This is a genomic window from Streptomyces monomycini (genome assembly GCF_022271435.1).
Lineage (GTDB): Bacteria > Actinomycetota > Actinomycetes > Streptomycetales > Streptomycetaceae > Streptomyces > Streptomyces monomycini.
In genome coordinates this window covers 50,505-67,449 of the sequence record NZ_JAFIQY010000040.1, presented here as the reverse complement: position 1 = coordinate 67,449, position 16,945 = coordinate 50,505, and the positions used below count along the sequence as shown (strand labels likewise).

The 16,945-nt window shown below is 72.7% G+C and carries 17 protein-coding genes; 13 read left to right on the top strand and 4 right to left on the bottom strand.

All coding sequences use genetic code 11. From position 1 onward, the window contains the following. Positions 1–5: 5 nt before the first annotated feature. Positions 6–1,157, top strand: coding sequence for a nitronate monooxygenase (locus JXZ78_RS32365; RefSeq protein WP_030021993.1), 1,152 nt, complete (start codon positions 6–8; stop codon positions 1,155–1,157). Further along, positions 1,154–1,897, top strand: coding sequence for a 16S rRNA (uracil(1498)-N(3))-methyltransferase (locus tag JXZ78_RS32360; RefSeq protein ID WP_030021992.1), 744 nt, complete (start codon positions 1,154–1,156; stop codon positions 1,895–1,897). The genes JXZ78_RS32365 and JXZ78_RS32360 overlap by 4 nt, the downstream gene beginning before the upstream one ends. A 91-nt stretch (positions 1,898–1,988) precedes the next feature. On the opposite strand, the gene JXZ78_RS32355 is transcribed toward JXZ78_RS32360, so the two are convergent. After that, entirely contained in the window at positions 1,989–2,417 is a 429-nt protein-coding gene (locus JXZ78_RS32355; protein WP_030021991.1) for an OsmC family protein, read from the bottom strand. 184 nt (positions 2,418–2,601) lie between these two features. Between JXZ78_RS32355 and JXZ78_RS32350 the strand changes: the two genes are divergently transcribed. From JXZ78_RS32350 to JXZ78_RS32340, 3 genes are all read left to right on the top strand, one after another. Further along, complete coding sequence (locus JXZ78_RS32350; protein WP_208870191.1) at positions 2,602–3,393, top strand: hypothetical protein; 792 nt, start codon at positions 2,602–2,604, stop codon at positions 3,391–3,393. Positions 3,394–3,583: 190 nt separating this feature from the next. After that, positions 3,584–3,940, top strand: a complete 357-nt coding sequence (locus JXZ78_RS32345) for a histidine triad nucleotide-binding protein (protein ID WP_030021988.1) — start codon at positions 3,584–3,586, stop codon at positions 3,938–3,940. A 24-nt stretch (positions 3,941–3,964) separates the two neighbouring features. Next, positions 3,965–4,870 (top strand): ribonuclease Z, encoded by a 906-nt coding sequence (locus JXZ78_RS32340; RefSeq protein ID WP_238783513.1) that lies wholly within the window; start codon positions 3,965–3,967, stop codon positions 4,868–4,870. Positions 4,871–4,900: 30 nt separating this feature from the next. On the opposite strand, the gene JXZ78_RS32335 is transcribed toward JXZ78_RS32340, so the two are convergent. Next, positions 4,901–5,704: an HAD family acid phosphatase gene (locus JXZ78_RS32335; RefSeq protein ID WP_030021985.1), complete on the bottom strand. Its 804-nt coding sequence runs from the start codon at positions 5,702–5,704 to the stop codon at positions 4,901–4,903. A gap of 170 nt (positions 5,705–5,874) precedes the next feature. Here JXZ78_RS32335 and JXZ78_RS32330 point away from each other — a divergent pair, with 170 nt between their 5' ends. The 4 genes from JXZ78_RS32330 to JXZ78_RS32315 all read left to right on the top strand — a co-directional run bounded on the left by JXZ78_RS32330 (position 5,875) and on the right by JXZ78_RS32315 (position 9,842). Next, the gene (locus JXZ78_RS32330; RefSeq protein WP_030021984.1) at positions 5,875–6,516 is read left to right on the top strand and encodes a flavin reductase family protein; all 642 of its coding nucleotides are present in this window, start codon (positions 5,875–5,877) and stop codon (positions 6,514–6,516) included. Positions 6,517–6,670: 154 nt separating this feature from the next. Continuing rightward, positions 6,671–8,014, top strand: a complete 1,344-nt coding sequence (locus JXZ78_RS32325) for an enolase C-terminal domain-like protein (protein WP_050502727.1) — start codon at positions 6,671–6,673, stop codon at positions 8,012–8,014. A 104-nt stretch (positions 8,015–8,118) separates the two neighbouring features. After that, positions 8,119–9,204: an S-(hydroxymethyl)mycothiol dehydrogenase gene (locus tag JXZ78_RS32320; protein WP_030021982.1), complete on the top strand. Its 1,086-nt coding sequence runs from the start codon at positions 8,119–8,121 to the stop codon at positions 9,202–9,204. After that, a complete protein-coding gene (locus tag JXZ78_RS32315; protein ID WP_030021980.1) occupies positions 9,204–9,842 on the top strand; it encodes an MBL fold metallo-hydrolase in 639 nt (212 codons plus the stop codon). Before JXZ78_RS32320 ends, JXZ78_RS32315 begins: the two co-directional genes overlap by 1 nt. Before the next feature lie 31 nt (positions 9,843–9,873). Here the strand turns inward: JXZ78_RS32315 and JXZ78_RS32310 are convergent, their stop codons facing one another. After that, complete coding sequence (locus JXZ78_RS32310) at positions 9,874–11,211, bottom strand: family 4 glycosyl hydrolase (RefSeq protein ID WP_030021979.1); 1,338 nt, start codon at positions 11,209–11,211, stop codon at positions 9,874–9,876. A 48-nt stretch (positions 11,212–11,259) separates the two neighbouring features. Between JXZ78_RS32310 and JXZ78_RS32305 the strand changes: the two genes are divergently transcribed. From JXZ78_RS32305 to JXZ78_RS32290, 4 genes are all read left to right on the top strand, one after another. Next, positions 11,260–12,492, top strand: coding sequence for a carbohydrate kinase family protein (locus tag JXZ78_RS32305; RefSeq protein ID WP_372498461.1), 1,233 nt, complete (start codon positions 11,260–11,262; stop codon positions 12,490–12,492). Positions 12,493–12,721: 229 nt separating this feature from the next. Next, entirely contained in the window at positions 12,722–13,750 is a 1,029-nt protein-coding gene (locus tag JXZ78_RS32300) for a PhoH family protein (protein WP_030021977.1), read from the top strand. Between the two features lie 20 nt (positions 13,751–13,770). After that, positions 13,771–14,268: an rRNA maturation RNase YbeY gene (ybeY, locus tag JXZ78_RS32295; protein WP_030021976.1), complete on the top strand. Its 498-nt coding sequence runs from the start codon at positions 13,771–13,773 to the stop codon at positions 14,266–14,268. A gap of 14 nt (positions 14,269–14,282) precedes the next feature. Beyond that, positions 14,283–15,599, top strand: a complete 1,317-nt coding sequence (locus JXZ78_RS32290; protein ID WP_030021975.1) for a hemolysin family protein — start codon at positions 14,283–14,285, stop codon at positions 15,597–15,599. A gap of 88 nt (positions 15,600–15,687) precedes the next feature. Here JXZ78_RS32290 and JXZ78_RS32285 read toward each other — a convergent pair whose 3' ends face one another. Further along, on the bottom strand, positions 15,688–16,920 hold the full coding sequence (locus tag JXZ78_RS32285; RefSeq protein WP_238783512.1) for an MFS transporter: 1,233 nt from the start codon (positions 16,918–16,920) through the stop codon (positions 15,688–15,690). Positions 16,921–16,945: the final 25 nt, after the last annotated feature.

The window sequence follows — 16,945 nt, the reverse complement described above, 5'->3', positions numbered from 1 at the left end:
TGGTCATGCCCACAGCGCTGACCGATCTCTGCCGCTATCCGATCGCGCAGGCCCCCATGGCAGGCGGCGTCGCCCGCCCGGAGCTGGCCGCCGCCGTCAGCGGCGCCGGCGGACTCGGCTTCCTGGCCGCCGGGTACAAGACCGCGGACGGCATGTATCAGGAGATCAAACAGCTGCGCGGGCTCACCGACCGCCCCTTCGGCGTGAACCTCTTCATGCCGCAGCCCTCGCTCGCCGAGAACGCGGCCGTCGAGGTCTACCGGGAGCAGCTCGCGGGCGAGTCGGCCTGGTACGAGACCGCGCTGGACGACGTCGACCCGTACGAAGGCGTCGACGACGGGTACGAGGCGAAGCTCGCCATCCTGCGCGAGGACCCGGTGCCGGTCGTCTCCTTCCACTTCGGGTGTCCGTCCCGCGCGGTCCTCGACGGGTTCGCCAAGGTCGGTACGTACACGATCGTGACCGCCACCACGGCGGCCGAGGCGCAGGCCGCGCAGTGGTCCGGCGCCGACGCGGTCTGTGTGCAGGGCGTCGAGGCCGGCGGCCACCAGGGCACCCACCGCGACGACCCGCAGGCCGACGGCACCGGCGCCGGTGTCGGACTGCTGTCGCTGATCGCGCAGGTGCGGGAGGCCGTGCAGATACCGATCATCGCGGCGGGCGGGCTGATGCGCGGCTCGCAGATCGCCGCGGTGCTGGCGGCGGGCGCCTCGATGGCGCAGCTCGGTACGGCCTTCCTGGTCACCCCGGAGTCCGGCGCCGACCCGCTGCACAAGCAGGCGATGACCAACCCCCTGTTCACGCGTACGGAGCTGACCCGGGCCTTCTCCGGGCGCCCGGCCCGCGGCCTGGTGAACCGTTTCCTGCGTGAGCACGGCCCGTACGCCCCGGCCGCCTACCCGGCCGTCCACCACCTGACCTCGGGCCTGCGCAAGGCCGCCGCCAAGACCGGCGACGCACAGGGCATGGCCCTGTGGGCGGGCCAGGGGCACCGGATGGCGCGGGAGATGCCGGCCGGGCAGCTGGTCGAGGTGCTGGTGGCCGAACTGGAGGCGGCACGCGCCGGGTCGGGCCGGGACGACGTGCGCGGGTCCGGCGCGCAGGAGAGCTATCAGGCCGGTCCGGGGCTCCCGGGTGAGCCGGGAGGTGTGCTGTGACGGCGCCGGTGTTCCTCGTCGAGAGCGTCCCGGGCACGGGAGAGACCGTGCTGGACGGGCCCGAAGGGCGGCACGCGGTCTCCGTACGGCGGCTCCGTGCGGGGGAACCCGTGGTGCTGACGGACGGGCAGGGCAGCGGCGCGGTGGGCGTGGTGCGGGCCGCCGAGGGCAAGGACCGCCTCGTCGTCGAGGTGACCGGTACGCAGACCGAGCCGGAGCCGAAGCCGCGCATCACCGTCGTCCAGGCACTCCCCAAGGGCGACCGCGGCGAACTGGCCGTGGAGACCATGACGGAGACCGGTGTGGACGCCATCGTCCCGTGGGCCGCGTCCCGGTGCATCACGCAGTGGAAGAGCGAGCGGGCCGCGAAGTCCCTCGCCAAGTGGCGCAACACCGCCCGCGAGGCGGGCAAGCAGGCGCGCCGGCTGCGCTTCCCCGAGGTCGCCGACCCGATGTCGACGAAGCAGGTCGCGGCGCTCCTCGCGGAGGCGGAGTTCGCCGCCGTACTGCACGAGGACCGCGACGCGGGCAGCGCCCCGCTGGCCGCCGCCGAACTGCCGTCGAGCGGACGGATCGTGCTCGTGGTCGGGCCCGAAGGGGGCGTGTCACCGGAGGAGTTGGCGGCCTTCGAGGAGGCGGGCGCCAAGGCGTACCGGCTCGGGTGGAGCGTACTGCGGACGTCGACGGCGGGTACGGCGGCCACCGCGCTGCTGCTGGGCCGTACCGGCCGCTGGAGCTGACCCGGGCCCCTGGCGCGGATGAGACGACGGACGACGGCGGGGCCGCGGCGCGCGTGACGCCGCGGCCCCGCCGCTCACTGCTGCCGCCGGATCAGACCAGCTCGGCGTGGAGGGTGATGTTCTTGACGCCGGCCAGCGCCTGGCTCACCGGGCAGTTCTTCTTCGCGTCCTCGGCCGCGGCCTGGAAGTCCTCTTCGGACAGGCCGGGCACGCTGGCCTTCACGGTCAGCACGATGCCGGTGATGCCCTCGCCCGGCTGGAAGGTCACGTCGGCCTTGGTGTCCAGCGCGGCGACGGTGTAGCCCTGGCCGGCCAGGCCGTGCGAGAAGGCCATCGAGTAGCAGGACGAGTGGGCCGCCGCGATCAGCTCCTCGGGGCTGGTGACGCCGTTCGGCTGCTCGGCGCGGGCCGGCCAGTTCACGTCGAAGGTGCCGACGTTGGAGGAGGCCAGGGCGACGCTGCCCTTGCCCTCCAGCAGGTTGCCTTCCCAGTGGGTCTGCGCGGTGCGGGTCGTTGCCATGATGGATGACTCCTGGTCGTGGGGTGATGGCGGGCTGTGTGGATCAGCTTAGTGATTCCGGCACGGCGTACGGCGACACCCGGACAGGCGGCACGAGGCGGCCCGTACGGGCGGTGGCGCACACTGGCCGAGCCGGGACTGTTGGTCGGGGGGCCGTGGTGGGACGCTGCCGGGCATGGGGTCCATGGGGCGCTTACGAGACGTACGGACGCGGCTCGCCCGGACCGGCAGGTCCCGGGCCGGATCGACCCGGCGCGGCCGGCTGCTCGCGACGGTGGGCGCCGCGGGCGCGGCGGTCGTCGCGGTGTCCGCCTGTGAGCCGGCCGGCGGACTGAACACCTCGTCGATCGCTTACACCACCGATCAGGCGGGGACCGTGGCGCTGGAGCGCATCGGTGTGAACGTGAGCTGGCTGAGCTGTACGGCGACCGTGCCGCGGGACCAGCAGGCCACCGGCAACGCCACCGCCACGGCGTCCCGCCACACCGTCGTCACCGTCGACTGCCAGGGCCAGACCGCCCGGGGCAGCAAGATCACCATCACCGGCCGGGTCACCTCCGAGGTCGACGGCCGCTGCGTGCGCGGGCGGCTGACCGCACGGGTCGCCGGGCAGGTCGTCTTCAAGGTGGGCGTGCTCGGCAACTGCGACCAGGACGAGCCGACCGGCACCCCGCGCCCGACCGTCACCCGCACCGTCCAGCCGCCCAGCAGCGGCCACACGTCCCACGAGCCGCCGTACACACCGCCCGTCACGGTCACGGTCACGGCTCAGCCGTCGGATCCGGACCCCGACCCGGACCCGGACCCGGACCCGTCGCCCAGCGAAACCTGCTCGGACGACTCGCACGACCACGACGGCCAGCACGACAACGGCCACGACGGCGGCGGCAACTACGACGGCGGCAGCGACCACGACGGCGGCAGCAATCACGACGGAAACGACGGCCAGAAGCAGACCTGGGCCGCCGAACACTGACCACCGTCCGGCGCGCCGCCCCGGGCTCCTCCCGTCACCGGCCCGGCCGCCGCACCACCGCCCACGGGCGGCCCGGTAACATCCGGTCCCGTAGACGTGATGGTGATGTGACACGGCGCGGTACGGGCGGCCCGGCTCCGGACGGACGGGGCCGCCGCGTGCCGGCCGGCGACCCGGGAGGAGCCCACCGGTGGCGGGAGAACCGCAGGCCGACTGCCTGTTCTGCAAGATCGTGGCAGGCGAGGTGCCCGCGACGATCGTGCGGGAGACCGAGACGACCGTCGCCTTCCGGGACATCAGCCCACAGGCGCCGACCCATGTGCTGGTCATCCCCAAGGTGCACTACGCGAACGCCGGGGAGCTGGCCGCCGCCGAGCCGCGGATCGCCGGTGAGGTGCTGAGCGAGGCCGCCGCGGTGGCCGCCGACGAGAAGGTCGACGCGACCGGCTACCGGATCATCTTCAACACCGGCCCGGGCGCGGGCCAGACCGTCTTCCACGCCCATGCGCACGTGCTGGGCGGCCGCGACCTCCAGCACCTGGTCTGACCGGGGCGAAGGAGCCGCAGCACCGTGTCCGTCCGCGAGTTCGTCGTCCTCGGCACCGCCAGCCAGGTGCCCACCCGGCACCGTAACCACAACGGTTACGTGCTGCGCTGGGACGGCGAGGGCATCATGTTCGACCCCGGTGAGGGCACCCAGCGGCAGATGCTGCGGGCCGGGGTCGCCGCGCACGACCTGCACCGGATCTGCGTCACCCACTTCCACGGTGACCACTCGCTGGGGCTCGCCGGCGTCATCCAGCGCATCAATCTCGACCGGGTGCCGCATCCGGTCACCGCGCACTACCCGGCGAGCGGGCAGCGCTTCTTCGACCGGCTGCGGTACGCCACCGCCTACCGCGAGACGGTACGGCTGGGCGAGGAGCCGGTGGCCGCCGACGGGGTGCTGGCCCGTACCCCGTCGTACGTCCTGGAGGCGCGCAAGCTCTCCCACCCGGTCGAGTCGTTCGGCTACCGCCTCGTCGAGCCGGACGGGCGCCGGATACTGCCGGAGCGGCTCGCCGCGCACGGCATCACCGGGCCGGACGTCGGCCGGCTCCAGCGCGAGGGCGAGCTGAACGGCGTCGCCCTCGACGACGTCAGCGAGGTACGGCGGGGCCAGCGCTTCGCCTTCGTCATGGACACCCGGCTGTGCGACGGGGTGCACGCCCTCGCCGAGGGCTGCGACCTGCTGGTCATCGAGTCGACGTTCCTCGACGAGGACGAGCGGCTGGCCGCCGACCACGGGCACCTGACGGCGGGCCAGGCGGCGCGCGCCGCGGCCGGCGCGGGCGTGCGCCACCTGGTCCTCACCCACTTCTCGCAGCGCTACTCGGACCCTTCGGAGTTCGAGCGGCAGGCACGGGCGGCCGGTTTCGCGGGCGAACTCACCATCGCCCGCGACCTGATGCGCGTCCCGGTGCCCAAGCGCACCTGAGGAGCTTCCCGGCCCGGGGGCCGTGCCGGGTCAGGGCAGGAAGTACATCGGGTTCGGCAGCTTGAACGTCTTGTCGCCGTAGCCGCCGTTCAGGTCGCTGTACTGGTCGCCGAAGTTGGCGACGATGTTGTAGCCGCGCGACTCGATGTGCTTACGGGTGCCCGCCTTGTACTCGACCGTCGAGCACTTCGCGCCGCACGGCAGGTAGGCCGGCGGGTTCTTCTTGTCCTTGAGGTAGACGTGCGCGCGGTCGAGCGGAACGCCGTAACCGACGTTCTTGAGGTTGCGCACGCTCCACTCGCGCTGCGCCTCCTTGCGGCCGGTGACGAAGAAGACCTCGATGCCCTGGCGGTGCGCCCGGTTGACGAGGCGGTCCATGCCGTAGACCGCTTCCATGTCGGTGCTCGCCAGGTACTTGTCCTGGGCCGCCTCGGTGTGGTGGAAACCGACCTGGAGCTCGTAGTTGTAGGTGAGCAGCGTGGTGTCGTCCATGTCCAGGACGATGGCGGGCTTCTTGCCGTGGTGGTGCTTGCCGGCGTCCTTGGCGACCTTGTCGAGGTAGCGCCGGGCCGAGTCCGTGATGCCGCGCACCTGCTTGGCGTAGTTGCTGCGCGGCGAGGCGTAGTGCTGCCCGTCCGCGGTCACCGTGTCGCCGTAGTACGCCTTGATCTTGTCCTGCACCTGGGTGAGGTTGGGGATCTCCTTGTCCGTACGCGGTACGGAGTGCTCGGCGGTGGCCTGGCCGACGCCGAACGCCGCGGTACCGGCGACGACCGCTGTGGCGGCCGCGGCACCGAGACGGACACCGCGACGGGAGAGGAGAGGGTGGCGCATGTGCTGCTCCTAGGTGGACCGGTGGGGGCCACCTAGGTTTAACAGAGCGTTTACACGGACATCTACGCGCGAAGATTCAACGATTGGCAAAGGCTGGCCCGAATGGACCAGTGCCGGGCGTGCTGACGCTTCGGTCCGCACCGAAACGACCGGCTCCTAGGCTCCCCGCCATGAACACCGCACCCCCTGCCGCCGCGCCCGCCGCCACCCACCTGGAGATAGCGCCCAGCGTCCTGTACTTCGGGACACCGGTGGTCCTGGTGTCCACGGAGAACGAGGACGGAACGTTCAACCTCGCTCCCCTCTCCTCCGTCTGGGCACTCGGCCGGACCGTCGTCCTCGGACTCGGCCGCGAAGGGCAGACCGCGCACAACCTCGGCAGCCGGCCCGGGCTGGTGCTCAGCCTGCCGGGCCCCGGGCTGTGGCCCGCGGTGGAGCGGCTGGCGCCGCTCACCGGCCGCGACCCGGTGCCGCCGGGCAAGCCCGCCGGCTGCCGCTACGAGCCGGACAAGTTCGGCGCTGCCGGGCTCACCGCCGTACCGTCCCGCTCGGTACGGCCGCCCCGCGTCGCCGAGTGCCCGCTCCAGATGGAGGCCCGCGCCGAACGGGTGCGGCCGGACGTCTCCGGCGACTTCGTCCTCGTCGAGACCGTCGTGAGCGTGGTCCACGCCGATCCCCGCATCGTCGTCCCCGGCACCGACCACATCGACCCCGCCGCCTGGAGCCCGCTCGTCTACAACTTCCGCCACTACTTCGGACTCGGGCCGGAGCTGGGGCACTCGTACCGCACACAGACGCCCCGCGACGCGTAGCCGCGCCCGCCGGAGCCGTCCGCCGGAACCGCCCACCGGAGCCGCGTCCGCCGGAACCGCACCGCCGGTGCCGCACCCAACTCGCCATCTCCCCGCCGGACTTGCGCGAGCCCCCATTGACGCCCGAGGACCCGCCTCCCTACTCTCCGTCCTCATGGACGGATCACGTCTACATACGCAGACAGAGGCGCCCCCGGCGCCGGCCGCTCCCACCACCATCACCGCCATCCGGCTCACCCCGGTCCTCGTGGCCGACCCGCCCCTGCTGAACACCCAGGGCGTCCACCAGCCCTACACGCCCCGCCTGATCGTCGAGGTGACCACGGCGGGCGGGGCGACCGGCCTCGGCGAGACCTACGGGGACACGAAGTACCTCGACCTGGCGGGTCCGCTGGCCGACGCGCTGATCGGCCGCCCGGTCACGGACCTGAACGTACTGCCGCGTCTGGCCGCCGAGGTGTGCGGCGACTCCCCGGCGGCCACCGGGGCCGGTGCGGTCACCGCGGGCGGCCTGCGCGGTGTGCAGACCGCCGACAAGCTGCGGCTCTCCGTCCTCTCCGGCTTCGAGGTCGCCTGCCTGGACGCCTGGGGGCGGCTCACCGGCCTGCCCGTCCACGCCCTGCTCGGCGGCAAGGTCCGCGACCGTGTCGACTACAGCGCCTATCTCTTCTACCGCTGGGCCGCACACCCCGGCGGCCGCGGCGAACCCGACGACTGGGGCGCGGCCCTCGACCCGCCCGGCATCGTCGCCCAGGCCCGCCGCTTCCGTGACACGTACGGCTTCCGCTCCTTCAAGCTCAAGGGCGGCGTCTTCGAGCCCGCGCAGGAGACCGCCGCAGTCCGGGCGCTGGCCGCCGCCTTCCCCGGCCACCCGCTGCGCCTGGACCCGAACGGCGCATGGAGCGTTCCGACGTCGCTGAAGGTCGCCCACGAGCTCCAGGACGTCCTCGAGTACCTGGAGGACCCCGCCGCCACCACCGCCCACATGGCCGAGGTCGCCTCCCGTACGTCTCTTCCGCTCGCCACGAACATGTGCGTGACCACCTTCGCCGAGATCCGGGAAGCGTTCACCCGGAACGCCGTCCAGGTCGTCCTCTCCGACCACCACTACTGGGGCGGCCTGCGCAACACCCGTGAACTCGCCGCGATCTGCCGCGCCTTCGGCGTCGGCCTGTCCATGCACTCCAACACCCACCTCGGCATCAGCCTCGCCGCCATGAACCACGTCGCCGCGACCGTCCCCGACCTGCGCTACGCCTGCGACACCCACTACCCCTGGCAGACGGAGGACGTCCTCACCGAACGCCTCGCCTTCACCGACGGCGCACTGCCGGTGTCCGACGCCCCGGGCCTCGGCGTCACGCTCGACCGTGACCGTTTGGCGGCCCTGCACGCGCGCTGGCTGGCCGACGACGGCACGTTCCGCGACCGCGACGACGCGGCGGCGATGCGGGCCGCCGGCCCGGGGTGGGTGACACCCCGGGTGCCGCGGTGGTGAGCGGCGCCCCGTGACCGCCCGGAGCACCCACGCACCGGCGCTTCCGGCGCCGGGGACGCGTACCGTATTCATCCCGTACGTGATCTTTGGAGGGAGCTGTCCCGATGGCACAGGAAGTGCGCGGCGTCATCGCGCCGGGGAAGAACGAGCCGGTGCGGCTGGAGACCATCCTGGTGCCGGATCCCGGACCGGGCGAGGCCGTGGTGAAGGTGCAGGCGTGCGGGGTGTGCCACACGGACCTGCACTACAAGCAGGGCGGGATCAACGACGAGTTCCCGTTCCTGCTCGGGCACGAGGCGGCGGGCGTCGTGGAGTCCGTCGGGGCGGGCGTGACCGACGTCGAGCCCGGGGACTTCGTCATCCTCAACTGGCGTGCGGTGTGCGGCAAGTGCCGCGCCTGCAAGCGCGGACGGCCGCAGTACTGTTTCGACACCCACAACGCGCGGCAGAAGATGACGCTGAAGGACGGCACGGAGCTGACCCCCGCCCTCGGCATCGGCGCGTTCGCCGACAAGACGCTGGTCGCGGCCGGACAGTGCACCAAGGTCGATCCCGAGGTGTCGCCCGCCGTGGCCGGGCTGCTGGGCTGCGGCGTGATGGCCGGCATCGGCGCGGCGATCAACACGGGCGCCGTGAGCCGCGGCGACACCGTCGCGGTGATCGGCTGCGGCGGCGTGGGTGACGCGGCGATCGCCGGCGCCCGGCTGGCCGGCGCGGCGCGGATCATCGCCGTGGACGTGGAGGACCGCAAGCTCTCCATGGCCAAGACGATGGGCGCCACCCACACCGTGAACTCGCGCGCCGCCGACCCCGTCGAGGCGATCCGCGAGCTGACCGGCGGCTTCGGCGCCGACGTGGTGATCGACGCGGTGGGCCGCCCGGAGACCTACCGGCAGGCGTTCTACGCCCGCGACCTGGCCGGCACGGTGGTCCTGGTCGGCGTGCCGACGCCGGAGATGAAGCTGGAGCTGCCGCTGCTGGACGTGTTCGGCCGGGGCGGCGCGCTGAAGTCGTCCTGGTACGGCGACTGCCTGCCGTCCCGCGACTTCCCGATGCTGGTCGACCTGCACCAGCAGGGCCGGATCGACCTGGCGGGCTTCGTCACGGAGACCATCGGCATCGACGGCATCGAGCAGGCGTTCGAGCGGATGCACCAGGGCGACGTGCTGCGTTCGGTGGTGACGCTCTGATGGCGGCCCGCGTCGACCACCTCGTCACGTCCGGCACCTTCGCGCTCGACGGCGGCACCTGGGACGTCGACAACAACGTGTGGATCGTCGGCGACGACATCGAGGCCGTCGTCATCGACGCCGCCCACGACGCCGACGCGATCTTCGCCGCGCTCGACGGCCGTACGCTGCGCGCCATCATCTGCACCCACGCGCACAACGACCACATCGACGCGGCCCCGGCCCTCGCCGACCGCACCGGCGCCCCCGTCCACCTGCACCCGGACGACCTGCCGCTCTGGCAGCAGACCCACCCGGGCCGGGCACCGGAGGAGGCACTGGCGGACGGTCAGGTGCTCACCATCGCCGGCGTCGACCTGACCGTGCTGCACACCCCCGGCCACGCGCCGGGCGCGGTCTGCCTGTACGCACCGGACCTGGGGGAACACGGCACGGTCTTCACCGGCGACACCCTCTTCCAGGGCGGCCCCGGCGCCACCGGCCGGTCGTTCTCCGACTTCCCGACCATCGTCGGCTCGATCCGGGACCGGCTGCTGACGCTGCCCCCGCGGACCGAGGTCCGTACCGGACACGGCGACGGGACGACGATCGGCGCCGAGGCGCCGCACCTGGACGAGTGGGTGAAGCGGGGGCACTGAGCCCCCGCCCGGTCAGCCCGTGGCCGCCGGGTCAGTCCGTGGCCGCCCGCTCCAGGATGCGGGCGGCCACCGCCGGGGAATCCACCAGCGGATGCAGCGCCATCGCGCGCAGCGCCGCGTCCCGGTCCTTGAACTCCGCCGCCTCGACCGTCGCCAGCTCGACGGCCTTGACCTGGAGCATCAGCCCCAGCTGATCCTCGCGCAGGGGCGCGCACGGCAGCGGCCGCGCGCCGTCCGCGTCCACCTCGCACACCGTCTCGATGATCGCCTCGGGCGCGAGCTGCGGCACGGTCGTGCCGTTGCGCACGTTCAGGATGAGACGCGCGTGCCGGTCACCCGAGACCGCACGCATGACGGCCAGCGCCACCTGGTCGTAGCCGCCGCCCTCCTCCATGTCACAGGTGTCGCGCTCCCAGCCGCCGGACGCCTCCCGGCTGTGGGCCATGTACGTCTCCTCGCGCTCCTGCCGGGTGCGCTCCCAGAGCGCGTACGCCTCCTCGGGCGAGACGCCGGAGGCCGCCTCGAAGAAGCCGCCCTGCTGCTGGTCCAGGAACTCTCCACGGGTTTCTGACGTGTTCCGTACGGAGGCGAGCGTCTCGCGGCGGAAGTAGTAGTAGTGCAGGTACTCGTTGGGGATGGAGCCCAGCGCGCGCAGCCAGTCGGCTCCGAACAGCTTGCCCTCCTCGAACGAGGTGAGCGCATCGGCATCCGACAGCAGGCCCTTCAGCAGGTCCGTGCCGTCCTCCGCGGTCAACGAGCGCAGCCAGCCCAGGTGGTTGAGACCCACGTAGTCGTACGTCACCCGGTCCGGATCGGCGCCCGCCGCGCGCGCGGCGCGCCGCACCAGCCCGACCGGCGAGTCACAGATACCGATCACCCGATCGCCCAGCACCTGCGCCATCGCCTCGGTGACGATCCCGGCCGGATTGGTGAAGTTGACGACCCAGGCGTCCGGCGCCAGCGCCGCCACCCGCTCCGCGATGTGCAGCGCGACGGGCACCGTGCGCAGCCCGTACAGCACACCGCCCGCCCCCACCGTCTCCTGCCCCAGCACCCCCGCGTCCAGCGGAATCCGCTCGTCCGCGATCCGCCCCGCGGTGCCGCCGACGCGGATCGCGGAGAAGACGAAGTCGGTGCCGCGCAGCGCGTCGTCGAGCGACGCGGCGACCCGTACGCGGACGGGGGACGGCCGGCCCGGCCCGGCCCGCCGCTCGGCCTGCCGGGCCAGCACGGAGGCGATGACGGCCACCCGCCGCTGATCGGTGTCGTACAGGGTCACTTCGGTGACGGCCTGCGCGGGATCGTCCAGGAGCGCGCGGTGCACGAGCGGTACCCGGAAACCCCCGCCGCCCAAAATCGTGAGCCTCATGGGCCGGAACGTACCCCAGCATCGGGCAGACTGGCGTCACGCGCACGGATGAGAGGGGCAGGCACGGTGAGCGCACACGATGTCCAGCGGACCCCGGGCAACGGCCCGGCCGGTCACGTCCCGCCGGGCCCCGCGCCCGCGCTCGACCCCCTGGCCGCCGTACGGACCGGAGGCGATCCGGCCACCGACGTGTACCTCACCGGCACGGTCTTCCTGGACATCATCTTCACCGGCCTGGACTCCGCCCCGGTACGCGGCACGGAGTCCTGGGCCCGCGGCATGGGCTCCAGCCCCGGCGGCGTCGCCAACATGGCCACCGCGCTGGCCCGCCTCGGCCTGCGCACCTCGCTCGCCGCGGCCTTCGGCGACGACATGTACGGCGAGTACTGCTGGGAGGCGCTGGAGCGCGGCGAACACGTCGACCTGTCGCTGTCCCGCACCGTCGCGGGCTGGCACTCACCCGTCACCGTCTCCATGGCGTACGAGGGCGAGCGCACCATGGTCTCGCACGGCCACGAAGCGCCCAGCGGCCCCGCCCGCACCGCCTTCGACGGCAAGCACGCGCCGGGCTGCCCGCCGCCGTCCCGGGCCTGTGTCGCCTCGCTGGAGCCGGGCCGCCCCGAGGGCTGGCTCGGCTGCGCGGCCCGCCGCGGCAGCCGCGTCTTCGCCGACGTGGGCTGGGACGACTCCGGCCGCTGGGACCCGGCCGACCTCGCCGAACTGGAGCACTGCGAGGCCTTCCTGCCTAACGCGGAGGAGGCCATGCGCTACACCCGCCTGGACTGCCCGCGCGCCGCCGCGCGCAAGCTGGCCGACCGGGTGCCGATCGCCGTGGTCACCCTGGGCGCCGAGGGCGCGTACGCGGTCGACGGGCGCACCGGCGAGACCGCCGAGGTGCCCGCCATCGCGGTGGAGGCCATGGACCCGACCGGCGCCGGCGACGTCTTCGTGGCGGGCTTCGTCACCGGCTCACTGGCCGGCTGGCCGCTGGCCGACCGGCTCGCCTTCGCCGGACTGACCGCCGCCCTCTCCGTACAGGAATTCGGCGGCTCGCTGTCCGCGCCGGGCTGGGTGGAGATCGCCGCCTGGTGGCAGCGCGTCGTGCGGGCGGAGGCGTACGGACGCCCCCCGGACGGCTGCGCCACCTCGGCGGCCTGCGCCCAGGACGCGGCCGCGCTGCGCCGCCGCTACGCCTTCCTGGACGCCCTGCTGCCCACCGCGGACCGCACCTGGCCGCTGGCCCGCGCCCTCCCGACGCTCGGCTTCCGCCGCCCCGCGTGAGAGCCCGCGTGCGGCGGTGCCGCGCGCCCCGCGTGAACGGCCGGCCAACCGCGGAACGCGCGCCCGTGCGCACTCCGTCACCGGAGGAACACGAGAACAGGAGAACGCCGGAAAAGGCTTCGGGCTTGTCAGTGCACCGTCGTACCCTGGGTGTCCCAAGGAGCCGAGCTGCCGGGCACCGTCTTTGCAGCGCAACGAATGGGGGATGAGCAGGCCAGAGAGCCGGCCCATGACTCAGACACCTACACGACCGCAGGCGCACGCCCAGTTCACCGTCCCCGCCAAGCACCCGATGGTGACGGTCCTGGGGTCCGGAGACGCCCTGCTGCGGGTCATCGAGAACGCCTTCCCGGCCACCGACATCCATGTCCGGGGCAACGAGATCCGGGCGACCGGCGACCCCGCGGAAGTCGCCCTCGTCCAGCGCCTCTTCGACGAGATGATGCTGGTGCTGCGCACCGGCCAGCCGATGACCGAGGACGGGGTGGAACGCTCCATCGCCATGCTGCGCTCGGCGGCGGACGGCGAGGGCGCGACGAGCGAGACCCCCGCCGAGGTGCTCACCCAGAACATCCTCTCCAACCGCGGCCGCACCATCCGACCCAAGACCCTGAACCAGAAGCGCTACGTCGACGCCATCGACCACCACACGGTCGTCTTCGGCATCGGTCCCGCCGGCACGGGCAAGACCTACCTCGCCATGGCCAAGGCGGTCCAGGCCCTGCAGTCCAAGCAGGTCAACCGCATCATCCTGACCCGCCCCGCCGTCGAGGCCGGCGAACGCCTGGGCTTCCTCCCCGGCACCCTCTACGAGAAGATCGACCCGTATCTGCGCCCGCTGTACGACGCCCTGCACGACATGCTCGACCCGGACTCGATCCCGCGGCTGATGGCGGCGGGGACGATCGAGGTGGCGCCGCTCGCATATATGCGGGGACGTACGCTTAATGACGCCTTCATCATCCTCGACGAGGCGCAGAACACCAGCCCCGAGCAGATGAAGATGTTCCTCACCCGCCTCGGGTTCGACTCGAAGATCGTCATCACCGGTGACGTCACGCAGATCGACCTCCCGGGCGGTACGAAGAGCGGGCTGCGGCAGGTCCAGGAGATCCTGGAGGGACTGGACGACGTGCACTTCTCGCGGCTCAGCAGCCAGGACGTCGTCCGGCACAAGCTCGTCGGCCGTATTGTCGATGCGTACGAGAAGTACGACAGCCAGAACGGCCAGAACAGCCACAACGGCCGGCGCACCTGAGAAACGAGAAGCAGCACCACATGTCGATCGACGTCAACAACGAGTCCGGAACGGACATCGACGAGCAGGCGATCCTGGACGTCGCCCGCTACGCCGTGGCCCGGATGCGTATCCACCCGCTTTCCGAGCTGTCGGTCATCGTCGTCGACGCCGACGCCATGGAACAGCTCCACCTCCAGTGGATGGACCTGCCGGGTCCGACCGATGTCATGTCCTTCCCGATGGACGAGCTGCGTCCGCCGGCCAAGGACGACGAGGAGCCCCCGCAGGGGCTCCTCGGTGACATCGTGCTCTGCCCGGAGGTCGCCAAGAAGCAGGGGGAGGAGGCGCCGACCGGGCACAGCATGGACGAGGAGCTCCAGCTGCTGACCGTGCACGGCGTCCTGCACCTGCTCGGGTACGACCACGAGGAGCCTTCGGAGAAGGCCGAGATGTTCGGCCTCCAGGCGGCGATCGTCGACGGCTGGCGTGCCGAGCGCGGGCTGACGGGTCCGTCGCCGGCCCCGACCGTCACCTGACGGCGGGAGATCCGGTGACCACCCAGCTGATCGCGGTCGCGGTCCTGCTCGTCGTCGTCGCGTGGCTCGCGGCGTGTGCCGAGGCGGGGCTCGCCCGTACGACCAGCTTCCGTGCCGAGGAAGCCGTGCGGTCGGGGCGGCGGGGCAGCGCGAAGCTGGCCGCCGTCGCCGCCGATCCCGTGCGCTATCTGAATGTCGCGCTGCTGGTGCGCGTCGGCTGCGAGATGGCGGCCGGGGTGCTGGTGACGTACGCCTGTCTGCGCTCCTTCGAGCAGACGTGGCAGGCGCTGACTGTGGCCATCGCGGTGATGGTGCTGGTCTCGTACGTCGCGGTGGGCGTCTCTCCTCGTACGATCGGCCGCCAGCATCCGCTGAACACCGCCACCGCCGCGGCGTACGTGCTGCTGCCGCTGGCCCGGATCATGGGGCCGATCCCGCGGCTGCTGATCCTGCTGGGCAACGCGCTGACCCCGGGCAAGGGCTTCCGCCAGGGCCCCTTCGCCTCCGAGGCCGAGCTGCGCTCGCTGGTGGACCTCGCGGAGAAGGAGTCGCTGATCGAGGACGAGGAGCGCCGTATGGTCCACTCCGTCTTCCAGCTCGGCGACACCCTGGTGCGGGAGGTGATGGTGCCGCGGACGGACCTGATCTCGGTCGAGCGGTTCAAGACCATCCGCCAGGCGCTGACCCTCGCGCTGCGCTCCGGGTTCTCCCGTATCCCGGTGACCGGCGAGAACGAGGACGACGTGGTGGGCGTCGTGTACGTGAAGGACCTGGCCCGCAAGGTGCACATCAGCCGGGACGCGGAGACCGAGCTGGTCTCCACGGCGATGCGGCCCGCCGTCTTCGTGCCCGACACGAAGAACGCCGGCGACCTGCTGCGCGAGATGCAGCAGGACCGCAATCACGTCGCGGTGGTCATCGACGAGTACGGCGGTACGGCCGGCATCGTGACGATCGAGGACATCCTGGAGGAGATCGTCGGCGAGATCACCGACGAGTACGACCGGGAGCTGCCGCCCGTGGAGGACCTGGGCGACGGGCGCTACCGGGTGACCGCGCGGCTGGACATCGGCGACCTCGGTGAGCTGTACGGCTTCGCGGAGCTGGACGACGAGGACGTGGAGACGGTCGGCGGGCTGCTCGCCAAGCATCTGGGCCGGGTGCCGATCGCGGGTGCCACGGCCGAGATCGACCTCAGCGAGAACGCGTCCGCGCTCTCGCCGAAGGCGCTGCGGCTGACCGCGGAGGCTCCGGCCGGCCGCCGCAACAAGATCGTCACGGTGCTGTGCGAGCCGGTCAGGGGCGACGACGGCGCGGCCGGTCAGGACTGACCGCGGCGGCGGAGCGGGAAGCGGTCGGGAACGGCTGCGATGACGGGGTGCGAAGCGGTCAGCACTGGCCGCGGTGACGGGGTGACGGTCAGGACCGACCGCGGCGGCGGAACGGGAAGCGGTCGGGGCCGGCCGCGACGCACAGCCCGGCGAGCGCCGTGGTGGTCCCGGTGATCACCACGGCGGGCCAGCCGCCGCCCGACCAGGCCACCGTGCCGGCCAGCGATCCGACGGCGATGCCGGAGAAGCGCAGGGTGAAGTAGAGGGTGTTCAGGCGGCTGTGCACGGCCGGGTCGAGGCTGAACAGTGACGTCTGCGAGGCGGCCTGGCTGCCCCAGACCCCGACGTCCAGCACGATCACGCCCGCCAGCAGCCACCAGAGCGAGCCGCCGCCCGGCAGCAGGAGCAGCCAGCCCGCGATCACCAGGCCGATCAGCGCCGCGAGCGCGCCGCGCCGCCCGAGCCGGTCGGCCAGCCGTCCGGCGTACGGGGAGGCCAGCGCGCTCGCGGCGGCCACCAGCCCGAACAGGCCGATCTCGGTCGACCCGTACCCGTACTCGCCCTCCAGCAGGAACGTCAGGGTCGTCCAGAACGCGCCGAACGCGATCCCCACCAGCGCGCCGGACACGGTGATCCGCCGGACCGGCGGGTGGGCGGCGAACAGCCGTGGCAGCGAGGCGAGCGTCGAGCGGTACGAGGCGGCCGCGGCCGCCGGGACGCGGGGCAGGGCCCGGCTCAGGACCAGCACGGTCAGCAGCGTCAGGACGCACGAGCAGCCGAACACCGCCCGCCAGCCCACCTGCTCCGCCAGCGCCCCCGAGTACGCGCGGGACGCGAGCACCCCGACCAGCAGGCCGGCCTGTACGGTGCCGACGACCCGGCCCCGGTCGGCGTTGCCACCGCCGGCGGCCAGGGCCACCGCGAGCGGCGTGATGAGCTGCGGTACGGGCGAGAGCAGGCCGACCGCGAAGCCGGCCACCACCAGCCAGGTCACGCTGGGCGCGAGCGCACAGGCGGCGAGGGCGAGCGCGGACGCCGCACCGAGGCCCAGGATCAGCCGCCGCCGGTCGTGGCTGTCGCCCGCCGGGACGAGCAGCAGGATGCCCGCCGCGTAGCCGAGCTGGGTGGCGGTGGGCACCGCGCCGAGGACGTCCGGGGCCACCCCGAAGGAGTGGGCGGCGGCGCCCAGCAGCGGCTGGTTCAGGTAGACGTTGGCGGCGGTGACGGCGCTGGTGGCGGCGAGCAGCAGGGCCGTCGGACGGGTCAGGCCGGAGCGGGGCGGGCGGTCGGTGCGCGGGGGAGCGGAAGCTGGTTCGATCACATGAGCCGACGCTAGGCCGGGGCGG